Raw genomic sequence first — 21,327 nt, forward strand, 5'->3', positions numbered from 1 at the left:
GGCCCGTCAAGGCGGGTTGAAGGAAATTTTCGCGGTAACCACAATAACGAGGAAGTCTATGCAGCGTTGCGGCTGGGTCAGCCAGGACCCCCTTTATATTGCCTATCATGATAACGAGTGGGGCGTACCGGAAACTGACAGCAGAAAGCTGTTTGAAATGATCTGTCTTGAAGGTCAACAGGCCGGTTTATCCTGGATCACCGTGCTTAAAAAGAGAGAGAACTATCGCGCCTGTTTTCATCAGTTTGACCCGGTACGCATCGCAGCTATGCAGGAGGAGGATGTTGAACGCCTGCTGCAGAACACGGGCATCATACGACATCGCGGTAAAATTCAGGCCATTATCAGTAACGCCCGCGCCTGGCTTGCGATGGAGCAAAACGGCGAGTCTTTCGCCGATTTTGTCTGGTCATTCGTTGATGGCCAGCCGCAGATCACCCAGGCGGCCAGCCTGGATGAGATCCCTACCTCAACACCTGCGTCCGATGCGCTTGCTAAGGCATTGAAAAAACGCGGTTTCAAGTTTGTCGGTACGACTATCTGTTACTCCTTTATGCAGGCGTGCGGACTGGTCAACGACCATATTACCGGCTGTTTTTGCCATCCGGGAGAAAAACATGATTCGCAAATCCCAGAGTGAAGACATGGCGTCTATTCTGGCGCTGTGGATGAAAAGTACCATTTATGCCCATCCCTTTATCGAAGAACGTTACTGGCACGAGAGCGAAGCAATCGTACGCGACGTCTATTTACCCGCCGCGCAAACCTGGGTATGGGAGGAAAATGGACAACTGAAAGGCTTCGTCAGCGTACTGGAAGCCCGTTTTGTCGGGGCGCTGTTTGTCGCCCCCGACGCGTTAAGACACGGCATTGGCAAAGCGCTTCTGGAATATGTCCAGCAACGTTTTCCTCTGCTGAGCCTTGAGGTTTACCAGAAAAATCAATCCGCCGTAAACTTCTACCATGCGCTTGGTTTTCGTATTGAAGATAGCGCCTGGCAGGAGGATACCGCCCACCCCACCTGGATTATGAGTTGGCAGGCGGATCAAACGCCGTAAGCGGCAGCGCCGGGCCGGTATATTTCTCAAACCAGACCAGCGCGGTGTTGCCCGCACAACCGTTCCCCAGCCGGGAACTGGGAAGATCTTTTGTCAGGACGTTTACCGCGCCGTTTTTGCATATGCCGCCTGCGGTAGGTTCAGGGTCCGGCCATGCGCCTTCGTGAATACAGATCACGCCAGGCCGAATTCCGTCGGTAACGACCGCGCCCGCCAGAACCTGCCCGCGATGATTCCAGACGCGTACCGTATCGCCATCGACGATTCCGCGCGTTGTCGCATCCTGCGGATGAATCGTCACCGGTTCGCGTCCGGCTACCGCATACCGCTCCCGTAATGAACTGTAGTTGAGCTGGCTATGCAGACGATGCGCCGGATGCGCGGAAAGTAGCTGAACCTGCCCCGCATCGGCGTTCCCGTGCCACTCATCCGGCACCAGCCACATCGGATGACCGGGACAATCCGCGTAACCATAGCTGGCAATGCGCGTAGAATAGATTTCGATTTTGCCGCTGGCCGTTTTTAGCGGATGGTTATCAGGATCGCGGCGAAAATCCGCGAAGCGCACAAACTGCGCGTTGGCGGGATTTTCCGGCATCTCCAGTAAACGGTTAGCCTGCCAGAATGCGGCAAACGGCGGCAGCGTCACCCCCTGGCTGGCGCCACGCTGGGCGGCAATATTGTAGAAAGTCTCCAGCCACGCCAGCTCGCTTTTTCCTTCGGTGAACCGAGCGTAACCACCGTCTTCCCACCGTTCGCTCAGTTCAGCAAAAACGTCAAAATCATTCCGCGCCTCCCACCGGGGCGACACGACCTGCTTCATCGGCGCCAAATGTTGATTGCTATAGTCGCCGGTCATGGTTAAATCGTTACGCTCATAGCTGGTGGTCGCAGGCAGAACAATATCCGCGTGTTTCGCGGCGGCCGTCCAGAAACATTCCGAGATAACGACCAGTTCCGGTTTTTGCCACGCGCGAATCAGACGGTTGGTATCCTGATGATGAGTAAAGTTCGCGCCGCCCGCCCACCAGATAAAACGAATATCCGGGAAGCGGCGATCCATCCCATTGTGTTGGTAAAACCCACCGGGGTTTTCCAGCGCCTCGACAATACGCGCCACCGGTATTTTATCTACCGCATCGACCCCGCCAGGGATACTTCCCTGCATCGAGGCTAACACGGCGGCGCGGCGCGTCGGGTTTCCGCCGTTAGCAAAATGATAAGAAAAACCAAACCCGCCGCCAGGCGTACCAATTTGCCCCAGCATTGCGGCCAGCGTAACGATCATCCAGTGCTTTTGCTCGCCGAACTGCTGACGCTGCATTCCCCAACCGGCCATCAACATGGTGGTGTGATGATGAAATATTTCCGCCAGTTCACGAATTTTCACCGCAGAAACGCCGCAAATTTCTGCCGCCCATTCCGCTGTTTTGGCCGTACCGTCGGTCGTGCCCAAAAGATAGTCGGCGAAGCGGTCATAACCCGTCGTGCAGCGGGCAAGGAACGTTTCATCCTGCCAACCGTTTTCCACCAGCGTATGGGCGATCCCCAACATTAACGCCACATCGGTGCCCATATGTGGGGCGATCCACTCCATCTTATCGCCAAAAAAGTCGACGCTTTCCGATCGCATCGGATCGATGCAGATCAGGCGCTTGCCGCTTTGTCGCAACGCCGCAAAATAGTCGAGCCCCTGTTCATCCGAGGCATTCCAGGCAATTTTCAGAGTATTCAGCGGATTCGCGCTCCAGAGCACCACCACCTCGCTGTGTTCCAGCACCACCGGCCAGCTAGTCTGCTGCTGGTAAACCTCGTTGCCACCCACCACATAAGGCATGATAGCCTGCGCCGCGCCGGTGGAATAATCGCCAAGATGGCCGGTATACCCTCCCGCCAGCGCCATGTAACGCTGCAATAGCGTAGCCGCTTTATGCAATACGCCGTTCGAACGCCAACCGTAGGAGCCGGCGAAGATGGACGATGGCCCATAACTTTCGCGAATACGTTTGTGCTGAGCGTGGATCAGATCCAGCGCGTCATCCCAACTTACGCGAACAAACTCATCCTGCCCGCGTATGCCTTGCGGCTTATCGGGAGAAGCCAGGAACCCTTTACGCACCATCGGGAAGCGAACCCGCGTTTTACTGTGCACCTGGTCATGCACAACGGTTTGCAGGGAATTTTGGTGTGCCGTCGGGAGTTCGCCATACGAGGCAAAAATGCGTTCTCCGTCGGTTTCAACGCGGACTGGCCCCCAGTGTGCGGCGGTCAATACCGAATGACGCGATGGTGCGTGGGTCAAGGTTCGCTCCTGAATTATTGGGATTATTTATTTTGCCGATCAATGTTACTTACAAATTTCAGAGTTTTCCCTGGAATTTTCTTCATGTGCAGACGTCATAATCAACCGCCACGGTCGCTGTGGTAAAAATAAAAAAGTGATAAGGATTTAAGATGAAAAAACGTGTATTTGTGATTGCTGCCATCGTGAGCGGCGCCCTGGCAGTATCTGGCTGCACAACAAACCCTTACACCGGCGAACGCGAAGCAGGTAAATCCGGCATTGGCGCGGGTATTGGATCGCTGGTCGGCGCAGGCATCGGCGCACTCTCCTCCTCCAAAAAAGATCGCGGTAAAGGCGCGCTGATTGGCGCGGCGGCTGGCGCGGCGCTGGGCGGCGGCGTGGGTTACTACATGGACGTACAGGAAGCGAAACTGCGTGACAAAATGCGGGGCACAGGCGTTAGCGTGACGCGAAGCGGCGATAATATCATTCTGAATATGCCGAATAATGTCACCTTCGACAGCAGCAGCGCGACGCTGAAACCGGCAGGCGCTAACACGCTGACCGGCGTGGCAATGGTGCTGAAAGAGTATCCCAAGACCGCCGTCAATGTGGTGGGCTACACCGACAGCACCGGTAGCCACGATCTGAATATGCGTCTGTCGCAGCAACGTGCTGACTCCGTCGCCAGTTCGCTGATCACCCAGGGCGTCGACGCCAGCCGTATCCGTACCAGCGGAATGGGTCCGGCGAACCCGATCGCCAGCAACAGTACGGCAGAAGGTAAGGCGCAAAACCGCCGCGTCGAAATTACCTTGAGTCCATTGCAGTAAACTACCGTACCGGGTAAAGCGGTATGCTTTACCCGGCCTGCACTATTCCCTCTCCAGACCGGATACACGTCGCATCATTCGGTATTCATTCATCATTTACCACGACACGGCTGCCGACAGCGGGGAAATTGGCTGGTCGATGATGGCTAAACGGGTTAATAATAAGCCTGTTCCGGTTGGCGCATGCCGCGCTTACCTTTTGATTTACGGAGAGTCGCATGAAGCCGTCCATCATTCTCTACAAAACCCTGCCTGATGATTTGCTGCATCGCCTGGAGGCGCATTTTACCGTCACCCAGGTACCGAACCTGCATCCGGAAACGGTAGCGCGACACGCGCAGGCATTTGCCAGCGCGCAAGGCCTTCTGGGCGCCAGCGAAACCGTTAACCGCGCGCTGCTGGAAAAAATGCCGGCGCTACGCGCGGCGTCGACCATCTCGGTGGGATACGATAATGTCGAAGTGGACGCCCTTACTGCCCGCAAAATAGTCCTGATGCACACGCCTGCCGTTTTGACGGAAACCGTTGCCGATACAGTGATGGCGTTGATGCTGACCACTGCCCGCCGCGTGGTGGACGTCGCAGAACGGGTTAAAGCGGGTGAATGGACGGAAAGCATTGGCCCGGCGTGGTTTGGCGTCGATGTGCATCACAAAACACTCGGTATCGTTGGGATGGGGCGTATCGGGATGGCGCTGGCGCAGCGAGCGCACTTTGGGTTTACCATGCCGGTTCTCTATCACGCTCGTCGGCGGCATCAGGAGGCGGAAGACCGGTTTAACGCCCGCTACTGCGATCTGGATACGCTGTTGCAGGAGGCTGATTTTGTCTGCGTGATCCTGCCGCTAACGGCAGAAACGCGACATCTGTTTGGCGCAACACAGTTTGCCAGAATGAAATCGTCCGCCATTTTTATTAATGCCGGACGCGGTCCGGTGGTCGATGAAAACGCGCTGATTGCCGCGCTGCAAAACGGTGAAATATATGCGGCAGGTCTGGATGTCTTTGAGCATGAACCGCTATCCGTGGATTCGCCCCTGCTGAACATGCCTAATGTCGTCGCGGTGCCGCATATTGGCTCGGCAACGCATGAGACGCGCTACAACATGATGGCCTGTGCGGTGGATAATTTGATTGATGCGCTGCAGGGAAAAATAGAGAAGAACTGCGTCAACCCGCAGGCGGCGGGATAACGCTACAGGCCCGATAAGCGCTGGCTTGCGCTTATCGGGCAGACTGTCATTACTGGGTCGCGTTTACCGCCGCCGTCCAGGCCTGATTAAACGCCTGATGCTGCGAGGCCAACGGCCCAATCAGCGCATTATATTGGCTGGCCTGCTGTGAGGTCGGGAACTGAATGCCGTTCGCGACAAAGCTCACCTGCTCGCCCTGTTGCGCAATATAATCGCCCACTTGTACCAACTGCTGCGTAAAGATCTGCGCCGCCGGGATCAGCGGCTGCAAAGCATCTGCCGGCACGGTGACCACTTTTTTGTAGACCTGATCAAACACAGGTTTCAGGTCATCGGCCTGCTTTAACGCGCCATGCGCGGCATCAGCCTGCAGTTTTGCATTCTGCAACTGTTGCGCCAGCACGCCTAACGAACCATTTGCCTGCCGCAGCGGCTCGCGTTGCGTCATATAATCCTGCGGAACGCGGATGGCGTTAACGCTATCGACCACCGGGCGCAGACCGGAATCCATCGCCTGGTTTACCTGCTGCGAGTAGCCATACAGTATCGCGTAATCAGACACGAACGGACCAAACTGTTTTTTCTGATCGGCCGTCAGCGTTGGTAAACGCTCTCCGCTACGCATTGCTGTATTCTGCAGGAAATCGACAAACGCTTTGCGCTGATCGCCTTCTTTATCAAAACACCCGCTCAGGCTAAACACCATTAATAACGCCACAACAGGCGCAAACCAGCGAGAGCAGGACTTACCTGTCGCCATTGTTAATACTCCTTTCACCCAAAAATGCGCACAACGACACCTGCGTGCCTGACGGCTTACAAGGATAGTCCAGGTCAGGCTTGCAGGATACCCTTTCCACGCGATCTTGTAGCGGAAAATTATGTTTATCTGCATCAATGCTTAATTTGTTATTTTATTGTTAATTTTTGGCCTGACACTGCGATAAAAAACGCGGCAAGAAAGCTTTCCAGCGGGGGATGTAATATTTTTTTAATCTTTACAATTATTTTCTGAAAGACGGATATACCTTCCTGGATCAAATTGTTAGCGTCCTAAAAGTCGCGTAGCGTAAGGCATCGAAACGAATCGATAGCGCTTCCTGGCGGCGCGTCGCCCCCCACCCGCAAGTTTCCCGACTATTCTTAAGAGGCTTCGATGCACTTCACGATCCCGCTGTGTGATTTACAGGAGTTCTCAATGGAATATAAAGATCCGATGTTTGAGCTGCTGAGCAGCCTGGAACAAATTGTTTTTAAAGATGAAACGCGAAAGATCACCCTGACGCAAAAACCCAATCCTTTTACCGAATTTGAACAGTTACGGAGAGGGACGGGACTAAAAACAGATGAATTCGCCAGAGCGCTGGGCGTAACGGTTGCCATGGTTCAGGAATGGGAATCGAAACGCGAAAAACCCACGCCAGCAGAGCTTAAATTGATGCGCCTGATACAGGCAAACCCACGTTTAAGTAAGCAATTGATGGAGTAATTTTTACCCCTTTCTGTTTTAACGGTCCTGCGTAAGGACCGTTTTCCCCGCCCGATTCCTGACCTGGAGAAATAAAGTAAAATAAAAGTTGCATCGTCCGGCATTACATGAGTTAATGTGCTCAACGGTTTGACGTACAGACCATTAAAGCAGTTTAGTAAGGCAAGTCCCTTCAAGAGTTATCCATTAGATACCCCTCGTAGTGCGCATTTCCTTAACGCTTAAAAAATCTGTAAAGCACGCCATAACGCCGAAAGGCACACTTATTTTTTAAAAGGTAATACACTATGTCCGGTAAAATGACTGGTATCGTAAAATGGTTCAACGCTGATAAAGGCTTCGGCTTTATTACTCCTGATGACGGTTCTAAAGACGTGTTCGTACACTTCTCCGCTATTCAGAACGATGGTTACAAATCTCTGGACGAAGGTCAGAAAGTTTCCTTCACCATCGAAAGCGGCGCTAAAGGCCCGGCAGCTGGCAACGTAACCAGCCTGTAAGCTTAAAAAGCTCAGAATTTTGAATCCCTGCCTGATGGCGGGGATTTTTTTTATTCCAATTCCCCCCTCTCCCCCCAGCATAACTTTGCATTACTTTACCCTGTGTCCCTTTGACCTTTCCCTTAGGGGAACCCCTATAGTAGGCAAGGAGATTGTTCACAAGGAATTGAAGTTATGTCGAAATCATCATGGTTATTATTTTTGGGTTTATGCGCCAGCGGCTCCGCGCTTGCGGCATCCTCAGAATCCGCTTTTCTGGCGCAACATGGGCTGGCGGGAAAAACGGTTGAGCAGATCGTGGATTCGATTGATCAGACGCCGCAGAGCCGTCCTTTGCCTTACTCCGCGTCGATTACCAGTACCGAACTCAAATTATCTGACGGAGAGCAGATTTATACGCTGCCGTTAGGCGACAAATTCTATCTCTCTTTTGCGCCCTATGAATGGCGGACACACCCCTGTTTTAACCACAGCCTTTCCGGCTGTCAGGGAGAAATGCCGAATAAACCGTTCACTGTAAAAGTGACAGACAGTAAAGGCGCTGTCATCGTACAAAAAGAGATGCAAAGCTATCGAAACGGATTTATCGGTGTTTGGCTACCGCGCAATATGGAAGGAACGCTCGAAGTAAGCTACAACGGTAAAACGGCGTCACATGCCATTGCCACCAAAGATGACAGCCAGACCTGTCTGACGGAATTACCATTACGTTAAAAAAATGCCCGATAACATAATGGGTTATCGGGCCTATAAAACGCCAACAAGATAAAATTAACAGGGTGCCTTGAGAATGCATAACGCCACAAGAATGGCAGAGGTGGGCTCACTTTGTACTGACCCCAAAACCTGGACAGATTAACCGAAGCATCAGCGAAAGAGTCCATTTAATACATGGGCTCTTTTTTGTTTCTGGCTATAACTAAATAACATTGTCCGCAATCGGATTATCCATTCCGTTGCTTTCTTGCATCACGCGGATTCCTGTCTCATCAATATCTTGTTCGTCGTATTCTTCCTGAATTTAACCTTAGACGTTCTATCAAATTATCGCTTATAGCGATTTGAACATAACAGTCTTTGCATTCTATTGAGGGAGCCTAAGGAACAGTGTTCGCTGCTGAGTTTGTGATGATTTGAAACCATGGTGAATGTAGAAATTTTTGACTTCTTCGGTAAGTGCATGAACCATGATTGCACGTACACCAATATTCTCGGCAACCCGATAGCAACGAAGCACTGCATCATGAAGTAAATCAGCCCCAAGCCCTTTTCCATGGAATGAGAGATCGACAGCAAGACGGGCAAGTATAATGACAGGGATGGGATCTGGCATGTTACGCCGAAGGTTGCCTGTCGCTTCTGTATGGTTGACGCTACCGGTGGCCAGAGAGTAAAAACCGGCTACTTGCTTCGTGTCTTTCTTGCACACCACAAATGTTCTGGCCGCTCCGAGAGCCTGGTTTTTGAGGCCCTTTTGCTTCAACCAGTCATCGAGCACAGCTTCACCGCTGACGAACTCAGCTACCTGATGAAAAGCGGACAAAGGTTCTGGTGCTGTTACACGTCCCACTGAGGTTTCCTTGCCAGCAGTTTTTCGATAACGGGATCATCTGCGACCGGTGCATCAAGCAGATTAATGAACTCCTCATATTGCTCATCGTTAAAGTTAAATACACGGCGGTCAAGGATCACATTCTCGGCAGCCCGGCAGGCCGTTTCCAGAATGAAATCTGTACGTGACTTGTGAAGGATTTCCGCAGCTGCATCAATGAGCGCCCGCTGCGATTCCTTAGCTCTAAGGTTAAGTTGAACATCTGATTTCATGAGACACCCCTTGTATAGCATTTGCTTTACAATGATAGCACAACCACCATGTATAGCAAACGGTATACATCAAGTCGTCGTTTTTCATTTTTTGAATACTGATGTTCGCTTTGTGCCAGAAGCGGACGTTTGTGACCAGTTAATCATGCCAGCAAGATCTTAACGAAGGCATCCCAGCGGCCTTCGATATTGTCTTTGTTGATAGGGAGCAGCGTTTTGCGCATCGTTATCCCATCAATGGCCGCGAGATCTGCGTCTTTTTTTACCAGGTCTGGCGCGAACCAGAGTTTAAGCGTGTGTGGATCGATGGCGCATAGTCCCGCGTCAAAGAGCTTGTGGATATCAGCGCGCAGCAGCAGACCGTTTTTAAAGCTCGCGCCACCTTTGCGAGCGTGGGCTTTAAGGTGCGCGGCTTCACAGCGTACCGCAATGGCATTCGTGTAGACGCAACGGCCACCGCAGTTAAGCATCACATCTTCACGGAATTTCCCCTGATCACGACGGCGACGGCCATAGAACGGTACATCTTCTTTGTGTTCGCGTTCTTCAGCCAGCGACCGTTCGGCTTGCGGTTCTTCAGCCTGGGGTTCTTCGACCACCACGGGTTCAGGTTCGACCGCTTTCGGTTCTTCCCAAGTTCCCAAGAACATGGCAACGCGCTGGGGCATTTTGACACGATTCAAAATCCCAAGGTGCGCTTTTTCCCAGGCCAGGAATTCTTCCAAGCGACTCGCTGGGCAACCATGTTTAAGCGCCGGATGGGGGGATTCCTTTTTGACTGGAGCGGGCGCGGGAGCAGATACAGTCGTGCTGCTACTGCCTGTGCTGTAGCTGCTACGGCCACCCACATGGCGTTTAACCGAATTTCCTTCAACCAGGATTTGCTTGCCCTCGTCGATCTGACGCTGGAAGAACGCCTCAATTTGGGTGTAGTTCAGCTTGAAGTGGCGCATAACTGCGCCACGGAAAGCCAAACGAACTTCTTCGTTACGATTTGGCGGGCAGGCACGGTCAACGCGCTGGGAAGCATAGGTATCATTCCCCCAGGCTTGCGTACCGTAACGGCTAAATATGACCGTCCAGTTTTTCCCCGATTGGCTGCGATAAACCTTACCATCGCAGACGAACACGAACGGAGACGAAATAATAAACCCGTGAACTTCCATAGTCATTTTAATCCACCTCAACCAGCTTTTTTTCCAGTCCACCCCTTCGAGATCGACCTTGCCAACTTATTCCTGCCAACAATTGCCGTAAGGATAAATGTAGTGACCTGTATTTGAAATCGGTTCGACCTGCATTTACGATTAGCTGATCGCCCACCCGCAATATCTGCAACTGAAAATCGTGGCTGTTGGGTTCCACAAAACGTTCGATTTCTGGATACTTTGCCAGTCGGCGAGCGGGGCTGATGGGCGCTGGTGCTCTGAGTGCAGTTAGTCATTACAGGAATCAAAGACCAGAAACAACGATGACCGCTGAGTTAATGGAACAACCGCTGGTCACAAATAAAGTGGGTTCGTCAAAATGAAATGCAGGTCGAAGTGTTCGAATGTAGGTTCATTTGTAGTTAATCCGGGTTTGGTCACCCGGATAGATGCAGGTATTGTGGGCAAAAATGACGCGATAAATGCGGGCCTGAGCATTTATAAATGCAGGTCACTACAGTTACTCGCTCAAAGCAGCTTGTAAAATTCTGGCTCCCTAAAAAACAGGCTTGACGCGGGATAACTTTCGTTTTCCAAGCGGCCCCTTATAGGCCGCAGAAAAATCTGGGGTGCCGGCGTAGAACCCCTATTGCGTGATAGCATGTACCTAGAGTTATACGTCAGCGAGACATCTCCTTTACGGCAAGTTGCAGAGATCTTCTTTTCTGATATTACTCACGAATTATTTTTGACCTGTTACGAAGAGAACATTCCTCTGGAAGTAATTGAAAAATTGATTTCGAAGGCAAGAACATCTCTTCCACCAGTGGCGTCAGAACAATAAACAGCCACATAGTGCTGTGCTGCTTGCATATCAACTTTTACTCCTCGCTCATATAAGACCTTCGTCCTGCCCGTCAAGTGCCGTGAGTAGATTGTGCGAGCGTATGGATACACTAGATACCTAAAGGCTCTTGAGTAGACCCACAAACATTGTCTGTCGCTTGGGTTGAGCATAAAATACCCATTTAATTTTATGTGGGTATTTGTATGGAATACGTGGCTTTTGGTGATGAGAGTGGTACGACAGGGAGTGACCGCTGTTATGGCATTGGTTTGCTGTGTGTGCGTAAAGACACGTTACACATCTTCAATGAGCGCGTCCAGAAATTAAAAGATAAGTACGGGATTGTCGGTGAGTTGAAGTGGTCCAAGATTAAGAACAGTGCAGGGCAGGCAAACATCTGCATTGAGCTGCTGGCTATGGTGCTCAAGAACTCGTGCTGCTTCCACTCAATTGTTGTAGTTAAGAACATTTACAACAACTGGCAGACGGACAGGGAGTTGGCTTTTTACCAGACGTACACAATGCTCGTTAAGAACGTTGCTAAGCAGATTAAGAGTGACGTTGAGGTGATCATCGACCAGAAGATTGATAAATACAAAAAGAACGATGAAGTGACAGGTATTGTTGCTAACAACATGCTGGCTAGGGCAGGGATGAAGAAGCTGATTAAGTCTGTGACGATGCACGACTCTAAGCATCATCTTGGATTACAGGTTGTCGACATTCTGACCGGAGCTGTGAATTCTGGGTACTTAAAGTACCTTAATCCTCGGCTAGAACTATCAGTGGCTAAGGAGCTTGCCTTTGAACGTATGGCTGCTCTGCTTGGCTGGGATTTTTTCCATTACGATACATTCCCGAATAAGGATTTTAATATCTGGCATTTCCCGCAAGAAATGCGAGCTATGCCGGGTTCAAAGAGTATTCGACCTGATTACAGCGTTCCATTGGTTAAGCGGGAAGAGCTGTCCTAACCTTGACTTCAAAAATCGATTGTTTATGCATAGGCCGACCAGATTTAAAGGATAGGTGTCAACCGATACTGTAGTAGTGCACTAAATTTGGCCACTGGAACAAATATTTAAATGTCCGCTTCACGCCCTGAGACATTTGCGTGAGCGTATCTACCGACGTTCAGGTTTCCTGATAGCATCCCTGTACAGACCTTGTTAATTTCTGCCTGGATAGCTCGTTAGGTGGTATTCAACCGGGCTGAGTCCGTTAAATCTAAGGCTAATTCGTCGGGGATTGTAGTATCGTATGTAATCCTCAATAGCTATCTTAAGTTCATCAATATCCTTAAATTTACTGGTGTAAAAACTTTCTGATTTTAAAGTCCCGAAAAAACATTCTGCACAGGCATTATCAAGGCAGTTGCCTTTGCGGGACATACTTTGGATGATGCCAAACTCTCGTAACTGATACTGGTACCATCAATGACGGTATTGCCAGCCCTGATCTGAATGAAGAACCGGATTGGTACCCGCATCAAGTCTGGCAAATGCCTTCATGAGTATGTCATCGATCATCGGCATGGTTGGACATTCTGAAATACTGCAGGAGATCGCTTCGTTATTGAAGAGATCAATAATGGGCGCAGTGCACTTTTGATTTATATACCCTTCATACTTCAAGTTGCTTATGTGTTGGCTACGGATTACTCGGCCCATCCATGGGCCTCGCCCTGACGGGCCGTCGCACGCGACGTTCAAATCTGCTCCCGGCAGATTTGTCGCTCACCCCAGTCACATAGTTATCTATGCTCCTGGGGACTCACTCCCTTGCCGCCTTTAAGCAACTCGAATTATTTTGGGTATAGTCAGGTGGGGATTTTCTCTGTCTGCCTTTTGGTGAATACCTGAGACAAACAGTCTCAAGCACCCGCAGCTATTCTAACGCCAATATCCGTACCGCCAGCGTTAATGTATTCCTGAAATATTTTTTGCCAATCAATAGAAATAACCGCGTCTATGAGTTACAGAATTATTAGCGAATCGACTGATACTATTTATGTTATAAAAAAACCTGCCCGAAAGCAGGTTTTTTTTTAATTAACTGAACGCTTATTGTAGTAACGAAATATCCGCAACCTGCAGGAACAGTTCGCGTAGTTTCGACAACAGCGTCAGGCGGTTGATACGGATATCTTTCTCTTCCGCGTTAACCATGACATTTTCGAAGAATTCATCCACCGGCGCGCGCAGAGCAGCCAGCTCAATCAACGCTTCCTGATAACGACCATCGGCAAAGTACGGCTGAAGCTTATCACGCAGCACAACCAGATGTCTGGCCAACTCAATTTCCGCCGCTTCTTTCAGTACGGAGGCGTGGACGATATCGTTCAGCGGCTCAGTGGCTTTCGCCAGGATGTTGGAGACGCGCTTGTTCGCCGCCGCCAGCGTAGAGGCTTCTTCCAGGGTGCGGAAATGAGACACCGCCTTCATGCGGGCATCAAAATCTGCCGGACGGGTCGGACGACGCGCCAGTACCGCCTGGATGGTGTCGACGGTGTAACCTTCATCCTGATACCAGGCGCGGAAACGACCCAGCATAAAGTCGATCACATCATCGACTACGTTGGCATTGGTCAGCTTGTCGCCATACAGACGCGCCGCTTCTTCAGTCAGCGTTTGCAGATCAAGGTTGAGGTTCTTCTCAACGATAATACGCAGCACGCCCAGCGCGGCACGACGCAGCGCAAACGGGTCTTTGTCGCCTTTCGGATGCTGGCCGATACCGAAGATACCCGCCAGAGTATCCATCTTGTCAGCGATCGCCAACGCACAGGCTACCGGGTTAGACGGCAGGTCATCACCGGCAAAGCGCGGCTGATACTGTTCGTTCAGCGCCACAGCCACATCTTCCGCTTCACCATCGTGACGCGCGTAGTGCATCCCCATCACGCCCTGGGTGTCGGTAAACTCGAAGACCATGTTGGTCATCAGGTCGCACTTGGAGAGCAGGCCCGCACGAGTGGCGTGGTTGACGTCAGCGCCAATCTGACCAGCAATCCAGCCCGCCAGCGCCTGAATACGGTCGGTCTTGTCGCGCAGCGTGCCCAGCTGTTGCTGGAACAGCACGGTTTGCAGACGCGGCAGATGGTCTTCCAGACGTTTTTTACGGTCGGTATTGAAGAAGAATTCAGCATCTGCCAGACGCGGACGCACCACTTTCTCGTTACCGGAGATAATTTGTTGCGGATCCTTCGACTCGATGTTGGCGACGAAGATAAAGTTCGGCAGCAGCTTGCCCGCGTTGTCATAAACCGGGAAATACTTCTGGTCGCCCTTCATGGTGTACACCAGCGCTTCGGCAGGCACGGCGAGGAATTTCTCTTCGAATTTTGCCGTCAATACCACCGGCCATTCCACCAGCGAGGCCACTTCTTCCAGCAGGCTTTCGCTCAGGTCGGCATTACCGCCAATCTTGCGTGCTGCTTCTTCGGCGTCCGCTTTGATTTTGGCTTTACGCGCTTCGTAGTCCGCAATGACTTTACCGCGCTCCAGCAGAATTTGCGGGTACTGGTCAGCATTGTCGATAGTAAACTCCGGCTCACCCATAAAGCGGTGGCCGCGAATGACGCGGTCAGACTGAATGCCCAGGATGGTCGCCGGAATCACTTTATCGCCCAGCAGCAGAGTCACAGTGTGCACCGGACGCACGAAGTGGACGTCAGACGCGCCCCAGCGCATCAGTTTCGGGATCGGTAGTTTCGCCAGCGAGGTGGCTACCATGTTCGGCACCAGCGCTTCGGTACTTTCGCCCTTCACGTGGGCGCGATACAGCAGCCATTCGCCTTTGTCGGTCTTCAGACGCTCGGCCTGATCAACGGTGATCCCGCAGCCGCGCGCCCAGCCTTCTGCCGCTTTGCTCGGTTTGCCTTCGGCGTCAAACGCCTGAGCAATCGCCGGACCACGTTTTTCGACTTCGCGATCGGGCTGAGATTCAGCAAGATTCGCCACTTTCAGCGCCAGACGGCGCGGGGCGGCAAACCATTCAACGTTACCGTGCGCGAGGCCGGCGTTATCCAGCTCCGCAGTGAAGTTCGCAGCAAAGGACTCAGCCAAACTGCGCAGTGCTTTTGGTGGCAGCTCTTCAGTGCCGATTTCCACCAGAAAAGTTTTCTCAGACATGGCCGCCTCTTACTTGTCTTTGTTGCACATCGGGAAGCCGAGGGCTTCACGGGAAGCATAATAAGCCTCTGCCACTGCTTTGGTCAGGGTGCGAATACGCAAAATGTAGCGCTGACGTTCGGTGACGGAGATAGCTTTACGCGCATCCAGCAGGTTGAAGCTATGGGCGGCTTTCAGAATACGCTCGTAGGCCGGCAACGGCAGCGGGTTTTCCAGCGCCAGCAGCTGCTGGGCTTCTTTCTCATACTGCTCGAAGCAGGTGAATAAGAAATCCACATCGGCGTATTCAAAGTTATAGGTGGACTGCTCCACTTCGTTTTGATGGAACACGTCACCGTAGGTGGTTTTACCCAGCGGGCCATCGCTCCAGACCAGGTCGTAAACGCTGTCCACGCCCTGGATATACATCGCCAGACGTTCCAGACCGTAGGTGATTTCACCGGTCACCGGCTTGCACTCCAGGCCGCCGACCTGCTGGAAGTAGGTGAACTGCGTCACTTCCATGCCATTCAGCCACACTTCCCAGCCGAGTCCCCAGGCGCCCAGCGTCGGGTTTTCCCAGTTATCTTCCACGAAACGGATGTCGTGAATGGTCGGGTCCATACCCAGCTCTTTCAGAGAACCGAGGTACAGCTCCTGAATGTTGTCCGGAGACGGCTTAATCACTACCTGGAACTGATAGTAGTGCTGTAAGCGGTTCGGGTTTTCGCCGTAGCGGCCATCGGTCGGACGACGAGAAGGCTGCACATAGGCAGTCGCCATCGGCTCTGGCCCCAGCGCGCGCAGGCAGGTCATTGGATGAGAAGTTCCCGCGCCGACTTCCATGTCCAATGGTTGAACAATGGTGCAGCCCTGGCGAGCCCAGTAATCCTGTAAGGTCAGGATCAAGCCCTGGAAGGTCCTGGTATCAAACTTTTGCATATTATTTCGTGCTGGATACGTGTGGATTTAAAGGAAGGAGCCAGTATACCCGCTGGATGCGAGATATACAGTATGAAACCGGTTTGTTTAGCGAAAATTGCCGGATTTCGCGGCATCACACCTCACCAGGCGCGGCTTTTACCGCATAGAAAGATGTAAAAACTGCCCATCTGCATCAAAAGAGCAGACAAAACTCTCTTTACGGAAGGTATTACCACGCATCTCATAGCTCCCCTGAAACTGCTCGAAGCCGGTAACAGCAATTTTCTGTGCGCCAGTGTTGTAACGCTGCGCCGCCTGGGCTTTACACAATGCTTCCATATCCAGCGTGCGTGTTGGGCTCACTTTACTCTGCTGGGCTTTTTGCGTCGGTGGCGGTGTCGCTGTGCATCCCACCAGAGCGATGGCTATCATCACAGAACAGAAATACTTCATTATCATTTTTATTACCGTCTGGTTTGCTGGTCAGTCTTATTATTAAGGTTTGTGGGTAGCAGACACATTGTGCGAATCTCCTTACGCCATCACAAGATGTAGCGTAGAAAGTCGGATTTTTCCAGTGAGCCACCGCGCTGGAACTCTATTGAAACGGAAGCTGAGGAACTGATGCAGCCTAAAATTAACTGGATTGATAACCTGCGAGGGATCGCCTGTTTAATGGTAGTGATGATCCATACTACAACGTGGTACATCACCAACGCCCACAGCGTCAGCCCGCTAAACTGGGATATTGCGAATGTCCTGAATTCGGCTTCGCGCGTTAGCGTTCCCCTGTTTTTTATGATTTCAGGCTATCTTTTTTTTGGCGAGCGCTGCGCGCAACCGCGGCATTTTTTACGTATCGCCCTCTGCCTTATCTTTTACAGCGTTGTCGCCCTGGCTTACATTTCACTTTTTACTTCGATCAACGTCGAGCTTTCGCTAAAAAATGCGCTGCAAAAACCCGTGTTTTACCACCTGTGGTTTTTCTTTGCGATTGCGGTGATCTACCTGGTATCGCCATTAATCCAGGTAAAAAACGTGAGCGGCAAAATGCTCCTGATGCTGATGGTGATCATTGGTATTATTGCTAACCCAAATACTGTGCCGCAAAAAATCGGCGGCGTTGAATGGTTGCCCATCAATCTGTATATCAACGGCGACACGTTCTACTACATTCTCTACGGTATCCTGGGCCGCGCCATTGGAATGATGGAGACGCAAAAGTCATCGCTGACGCTTATCTGCGCTGCCCTGTTCATCATCGCGGTATTTGTTATTTCTCGCGGCACATTGCATGAATTACGCTGGCGCGGAAATTTTGCCGATACCTGGTATCTGTATTGCGGTCCCATGGTGTTTATTTGCGCCGTCTCACTGTTCACGATAGTTAAAAATAAGCTGAATGCGCGGACGTTACCTGGACTGGGACTTATCTCCCGCCACTCGCTGGGTATTTATGGTTTCCACGCGCTGATTATCCATGCGCTACGTACTAATGGTCTGGAGTTAAAACGTTGGCCGCCGTTAGACATCGTGTGGGTTTTTGCCGCGACGGTGACAGGAAGCCTGCTACTTTCCATGCTGTTACAGCGTATCGATAAACGGAAATGGGTTAGCTAAACGACAATGATGGCTCCGGCCATCATTCATCATCACTGTAGGAAGCGTAAAGATCGGTTCCATATATACTGACCCCCAGCGCCACCAGACACAGTATTTTCAGCGCGCCCGCCAGCGCCAGGTTAAATACGCCGACCGCGACCATGCCGATGCCAAGCAACAGCAAAGATTTGCAACGAGAAAGCAAGCGGCCATTTCCCGTGTGTTCCTGGCGAATTAAGACTGGAAAACCACACATGACGATTGCCGCAAAAAAATATCCCTTTTCGCTTAATGTATGACAGCCTGGCCACAGTCCCACCAGGTATACCACTGCACCGACAACTAACATTCCCAGGCCGAATATCCGTTTCCTGCGCGCAACGTGATCGTCCATCTCACTCTCCTTGTGGTTGTGTGAGACACATTAAGCGAAGAAATAGCGATGAAAAAGGCGCCTGCTCAGCAATAATATAAAAATCAGAAAACACACATACTTACTTCGATATAATTCAATAGAATTAATATTTACGGGAAATGCCTTTCAGCCAAAACCGAAAGGCATTCTGACTTATGACATCAACGGCAACAGCTGCTGATAGAGTCGACGGAAGGTTTCACGACGTTGTTGATAAACCGCATGACGCTGCGCATCGGGATAATGCGCCTGCTCCAGCGGCAACTGCGGCAATACATCGGCGAGCGGAGTCTGTTTATTCACCGCAATTTGCGCCAGACGCGCCGCGCCCAGCGCTGGCCCCACATCGCCGCCAGTACGATAATCAAGCTGTAGCCCGCTAATATCAGATAGCATCTGACGCCAGTATTCGCTGCGCGCCCCGCCGCCGATAAGCGTCACGCTGGCGGATTTGACGCCGCAGGCGTGAACCACATCCATGCCATCCGCCAGAGCATATCCCACGCCTTCCAGTACCGCCCGCGCCAGTTCCGCCGGGCCATGCTGATGGGTTAAACCAAAGAAAACGCCTTTTGCCTGCGGATTATTGTGCGGCGTGCGCTCGCCGGACAGGTACGGCAAAAACCAGATCGGATCGGTATGCTCATCCGCCAGCTGCGCGGCGGCAATCAGCGTCGGGACGTTCTTCTGCCCGGTGAGTTTAGCCGCCCAGTCCAGACAAGAGGCGGCGCTCAACATTACAGACATTAAATGCCAGCGTTCCGGCAGCGCATGGCAAAAACTGTGTACTGCGCTCTCCGGTTTACTCAGAAAGCCGTCGCTGACGGCAAAATAGACGCCCGATGTTCCAAGTGAGAGCATCGCCTGTCCGGCATCGATCATTCCTACGCCGACCGCGCCAGCCGCATTGTCGCCGCCGCCCGCCACCACAGGTACTGCTGGCATTCCCCATGCGCTGGCTACCTCTGGCAGCAACGTTCCGGTAATGTCACTACCTTCAAATAACGCTGGCATCTGCTGTCGGGTTAAATGACAGGCGTTGAGCATAACGTCGCTCCAGTCGCGCTTTTTCACGTCCAGCCACATCGTTCCCGCCGCATCCGACATATCGCTGGCAAAGACGCCCGTCATTCGCAGCCGCAGAAAATCTTTCGGCAGCAGAACTTTGTCTATCTGGCGGAAAATATCCGGTTCGTGGCGCTGCACCCAGACTAATTTGGGCGCGGTAAAACCGGGCATCATCAGATTACCGGTTATCGCACGCGACTGCGGCACCTGTTTTTCCAGCCAGGCGCACTCTTCGCTACAGCGTCCGTCATTCCATAAAATCGCTGGTCGCAGGACCTGCTGACGGCTATCAAGCAATGTCGCGCCATGCATTTGTCCGGCGATGCCCAACGCCCGGACGCCACTTAACGACTGTTGCCGACCTAAACCTTTAACCGCACGATCCGTCGCCTGCCACCACTGCTCTGGTTCCTGTTCCGACCATAAGGGATGCGGACGCGATACGGTCAGTTTTTCAGTATGCGTAGCCAGCACATCGCCCTGCTCATTCAACAGGATAGCTTTTACACCCGATGTACCAAGATCGATCCCGATATACATAGTGTGGGTTCCTTTACTGAAAGCGCCCGGCAGCGCTACGCTTACCGGGCTAATCACGACTACAGGCCGGGCTAACGCGGAGTCGCCCGGTAGATAGGGTTATTTATCAAACAGATAACGGTTAACCAGATTTTCTAACAGCTCCTGATGACCGCTTTGATGTACTGGCGCCAGATTATGCTGCTCCGCATACTGCGCCAGTTCGCCTAAGGAGAGTTGTCCTTTCAGAATCTGCTGCCCCAGCTCGCCATTCCAGCCGGCATAGCGCTTCGCCACGCGTTTATCCAGCTCGCCGTCTTCAACCATACGCGCGGCGATTTTCAGCGACAACGCCATCGTATCCATCGCGCCGATATGACCGTAGAACAGATCGTATTTATCGGTGCTCTGGCGACGAACTTTGGCGTCGAAGTTGAGACCGCCCGTCGTGAATCCGCCCGCTTTCAGGATTTCGTACATCACCAGCGCGTTCTCTTCAACGCTAATCGGGAACTGATCGGTATCCCAGCCCAGTTGCGCATCGCCGCGGTTGGCGTCAACGGAGCCAAAAATACCCAGCGCGATAGCGGTCGCGATTTCATGGTGGAACGAATGGCCCGCCAGCGTCGCGTGGTTCGCCTCAATGTTCACTTTGATCTCTTTTTCCAGGCCGAACTGTTTGAGGAAGCCATAGACCGTTGCAACGTCATAATCATACTGATGTTTTGTCGGTTCCTGCGGTTTCGGTTCAATCAGCAGCGTGCCCTGGAAACCCATTTTATGTTTGTGCTCGACCACCATTTGCATAAAGCGGCCAATCTGTTCGCGTTCCTGGCGCAGATCGGTATTCAGCAACGTTTCATAACCTTCGCGCCCGCCCCACAGGACGTAATTTTCGCCGCCCAGTTTATGCGTGGCGTTCATTGCCGTAACCACTTGCGTCGCTGCCCAGCTAAAGACTTCCGGATCCGGGTTAGTGGCGGCGCCTGCGCCATAGCGCGGGTTGGTAAAGCAGTTCGCCGTTCCCCACAGCAGTTTTACGCCGCTCTGTTCCTGTTTCGCCGCCAGCACATCCACCATCTGCGCGAAGTTGTTTTTATATTCTTTCAGCGACGCGCCTTCCGGCGACACATCCACGTCATGGAAGCAATAAAAAGGCACATTCAGTTTGTGGAAAAATTCAAACGCCACGTCCGCTTTGCGTTTCGCCAGCTCCAGCGCTTCGCCCGGTTGCTGCCACGGACGATTAAACGCGCCTACACCAAACATATCCGCGCCGTTCCAGCAGAAGGTATGCCAGTAACAGGCCGCGAAACGCAGGTGATCTTCCATACGTTTACCTAAAACCAGCTCGTCGGGATTGTAATGACGAAATGCCAGCGGGTTAGTCGATTGAGGGCCTTCATAGCGAACACGATCGAGTTGGTCAAAATAAGCCTGCATAGTGAGCTCCATAATCAGATAAGACGGCAAGTAAACGACATAACGTCATACTGGAATTTCCTGATTTA

20 protein-coding genes and 1 pseudogene are annotated in these 21,327 nt (G+C 52.0%); 9 read left to right on the forward strand and 12 right to left on the reverse strand.

The genetic code is table 11. From position 1 onward, the window contains the following. Positions 1-58: 58 nt before the first annotated feature. Together tag and ACLJPQ_RS12880 are read left to right on the forward strand one after the other, a co-directional pair. Positions 59-640: a DNA-3-methyladenine glycosylase I gene (gene tag, locus ACLJPQ_RS12875; protein ID WP_076933331.1), complete on the forward strand. Its 582-nt coding sequence runs from the start codon at positions 59-61 to the stop codon at positions 638-640. Continuing rightward, on the forward strand, positions 618-1,058 hold the full coding sequence (locus ACLJPQ_RS12880; RefSeq protein ID WP_000619902.1) for an N-acetyltransferase: 441 nt from the start codon (positions 618-620) through the stop codon (positions 1,056-1,058). Before tag ends, ACLJPQ_RS12880 begins: the two co-directional genes overlap by 23 nt. Here ACLJPQ_RS12880 and ACLJPQ_RS12885 read toward each other — a convergent pair. Beyond that, positions 1,027-3,360 carry a molybdopterin guanine dinucleotide-containing S/N-oxide reductase gene (locus ACLJPQ_RS12885; protein WP_080184966.1) on the reverse strand — a complete coding sequence of 778 codons (2,334 nt, stop codon included), beginning with the start codon at positions 3,358-3,360 and terminating at the stop codon, positions 1,027-1,029. The genes ACLJPQ_RS12880 and ACLJPQ_RS12885 overlap by 32 nt on opposite strands. Before the next feature lie 152 nt (positions 3,361-3,512). Between ACLJPQ_RS12885 and ACLJPQ_RS12890 the strand changes: the two genes are divergently transcribed. Then, positions 3,513-4,175 (forward strand): OmpA family lipoprotein, encoded by a 663-nt coding sequence (locus ACLJPQ_RS12890; RefSeq protein WP_000747548.1) that lies wholly within the window; start codon positions 3,513-3,515, stop codon positions 4,173-4,175. Between the two features lie 218 nt (positions 4,176-4,393). Next, on the forward strand, positions 4,394-5,368 hold the full coding sequence (gene ghrB / locus ACLJPQ_RS12895) for a glyoxylate/hydroxypyruvate reductase GhrB (RefSeq protein ID WP_023216229.1): 975 nt from the start codon (positions 4,394-4,396) through the stop codon (positions 5,366-5,368). Positions 5,369-5,417: 49 nt separating this feature from the next. Here ghrB and ACLJPQ_RS12900 read toward each other — a convergent pair whose 3' ends face one another. After that, entirely contained in the window at positions 5,418-6,128 is a 711-nt protein-coding gene (locus ACLJPQ_RS12900) for a DUF3053 domain-containing protein (protein ID WP_000190524.1), read from the reverse strand. Between the two features lie 438 nt (positions 6,129-6,566). Here ACLJPQ_RS12900 and ACLJPQ_RS12905 point away from each other — a divergent pair, with 438 nt between their 5' ends. From ACLJPQ_RS12905 to cueP, 3 genes are all read left to right on the forward strand, one after another. Beyond that, the gene (locus ACLJPQ_RS12905; protein WP_000455790.1) at positions 6,567-6,857 is read left to right on the forward strand and encodes an HTH-type transcriptional regulator; all 291 of its coding nucleotides are present in this window, start codon (positions 6,567-6,569) and stop codon (positions 6,855-6,857) included. A gap of 287 nt (positions 6,858-7,144) precedes the next feature. Continuing rightward, positions 7,145-7,357 carry an RNA chaperone/antiterminator CspA gene (gene cspA / locus ACLJPQ_RS12910; RefSeq protein ID WP_000014594.1) on the forward strand — a complete coding sequence of 71 codons (213 nt, stop codon included), beginning with the start codon at positions 7,145-7,147 and terminating at the stop codon, positions 7,355-7,357. A 174-nt stretch (positions 7,358-7,531) separates the two neighbouring features. Then, a complete protein-coding gene (cueP, locus tag ACLJPQ_RS12915) occupies positions 7,532-8,071 on the forward strand; it encodes a copper-binding periplasmic metallochaperone CueP (RefSeq protein ID WP_080184965.1) in 540 nt (179 codons plus the stop codon). 370 nt (positions 8,072-8,441) lie between these two features. On the opposite strand, the gene ACLJPQ_RS12920 is transcribed toward cueP, so the two are convergent. From ACLJPQ_RS12920 to ACLJPQ_RS12930, 3 genes are all read right to left on the reverse strand, one after another. Continuing rightward, complete coding sequence (locus ACLJPQ_RS12920) at positions 8,442-8,927, reverse strand: GNAT family N-acetyltransferase (protein WP_080184964.1); 486 nt, start codon at positions 8,925-8,927, stop codon at positions 8,442-8,444. Further along, positions 8,915-9,202, reverse strand: coding sequence for a DUF1778 domain-containing protein (locus ACLJPQ_RS12925; RefSeq protein ID WP_000965889.1), 288 nt, complete (start codon positions 9,200-9,202; stop codon positions 8,915-8,917). The genes ACLJPQ_RS12920 and ACLJPQ_RS12925 overlap by 13 nt, the downstream gene beginning before the upstream one ends. A gap of 122 nt (positions 9,203-9,324) precedes the next feature. Further along, entirely contained in the window at positions 9,325-10,353 is a 1,029-nt protein-coding gene (locus tag ACLJPQ_RS12930; protein WP_023196719.1) for an HNH endonuclease signature motif containing protein, read from the reverse strand. 1,026 nt (positions 10,354-11,379) lie between these two features. On the opposite strand from ACLJPQ_RS12930, the gene ACLJPQ_RS12935 reads away from it, so the two are divergent. Beyond that, on the forward strand, positions 11,380-12,150 hold the full coding sequence (locus ACLJPQ_RS12935) for a DUF3800 domain-containing protein (RefSeq protein ID WP_000456879.1): 771 nt from the start codon (positions 11,380-11,382) through the stop codon (positions 12,148-12,150). 195 nt (positions 12,151-12,345) lie between these two features. Here ACLJPQ_RS12935 and ACLJPQ_RS12940 read toward each other — a convergent pair. The 4 genes and pseudogenes from ACLJPQ_RS12940 to ACLJPQ_RS12955 form a co-directional block, all read right to left on the reverse strand. Beyond that, positions 12,346-12,774 (reverse strand): annotated as a pseudogene (locus tag ACLJPQ_RS12940) (transposase); the annotation flags it as partial. 465 nt (positions 12,775-13,239) lie between these two features. Next, positions 13,240-15,309, reverse strand: coding sequence for a glycine--tRNA ligase subunit beta (glyS, locus tag ACLJPQ_RS12945; RefSeq protein WP_080184963.1), 2,070 nt, complete (start codon positions 15,307-15,309; stop codon positions 13,240-13,242). Positions 15,310-15,318: 9 nt separating this feature from the next. Continuing rightward, positions 15,319-16,230 carry a glycine--tRNA ligase subunit alpha gene (gene glyQ / locus ACLJPQ_RS12950; protein ID WP_001168551.1) on the reverse strand — a complete coding sequence of 304 codons (912 nt, stop codon included), beginning with the start codon at positions 16,228-16,230 and terminating at the stop codon, positions 15,319-15,321. Positions 16,231-16,368: 138 nt separating this feature from the next. Beyond that, complete coding sequence (locus ACLJPQ_RS12955) at positions 16,369-16,671, reverse strand: YsaB family lipoprotein (RefSeq protein ID WP_000605590.1); 303 nt, start codon at positions 16,669-16,671, stop codon at positions 16,369-16,371. Between the two features lie 165 nt (positions 16,672-16,836). Between ACLJPQ_RS12955 and ACLJPQ_RS12960 the strand changes: the two genes are divergently transcribed. Continuing rightward, positions 16,837-17,832 carry an acyltransferase gene (locus tag ACLJPQ_RS12960; protein ID WP_080184962.1) on the forward strand — a complete coding sequence of 332 codons (996 nt, stop codon included), beginning with the start codon at positions 16,837-16,839 and terminating at the stop codon, positions 17,830-17,832. A 22-nt stretch (positions 17,833-17,854) separates the two neighbouring features. Here ACLJPQ_RS12960 and ACLJPQ_RS12965 read toward each other — a convergent pair whose 3' ends face one another. The 3 genes from ACLJPQ_RS12965 to xylA all read right to left on the reverse strand — a co-directional run bounded on the left by ACLJPQ_RS12965 (position 17,855) and on the right by xylA (position 21,259). Next, a complete protein-coding gene (locus tag ACLJPQ_RS12965; protein ID WP_000340935.1) occupies positions 17,855-18,208 on the reverse strand; it encodes a YiaA/YiaB family protein in 354 nt (117 codons plus the stop codon). Between the two features lie 174 nt (positions 18,209-18,382). Then, on the reverse strand, positions 18,383-19,837 hold the full coding sequence (xylB, locus tag ACLJPQ_RS12970; RefSeq protein WP_024156872.1) for a xylulokinase: 1,455 nt from the start codon (positions 19,835-19,837) through the stop codon (positions 18,383-18,385). Positions 19,838-19,936: 99 nt separating this feature from the next. After that, entirely contained in the window at positions 19,937-21,259 is a 1,323-nt protein-coding gene (gene xylA / locus ACLJPQ_RS12975) for a xylose isomerase (RefSeq protein ID WP_001149561.1), read from the reverse strand. Between the last annotated feature and the right edge of the window lie 68 nt (positions 21,260-21,327).

This window comes from Salmonella sp. SAL04213, assembly GCF_046550535.1.
Lineage (GTDB): Bacteria > Pseudomonadota > Gammaproteobacteria > Enterobacterales > Enterobacteriaceae > Salmonella > Salmonella enterica.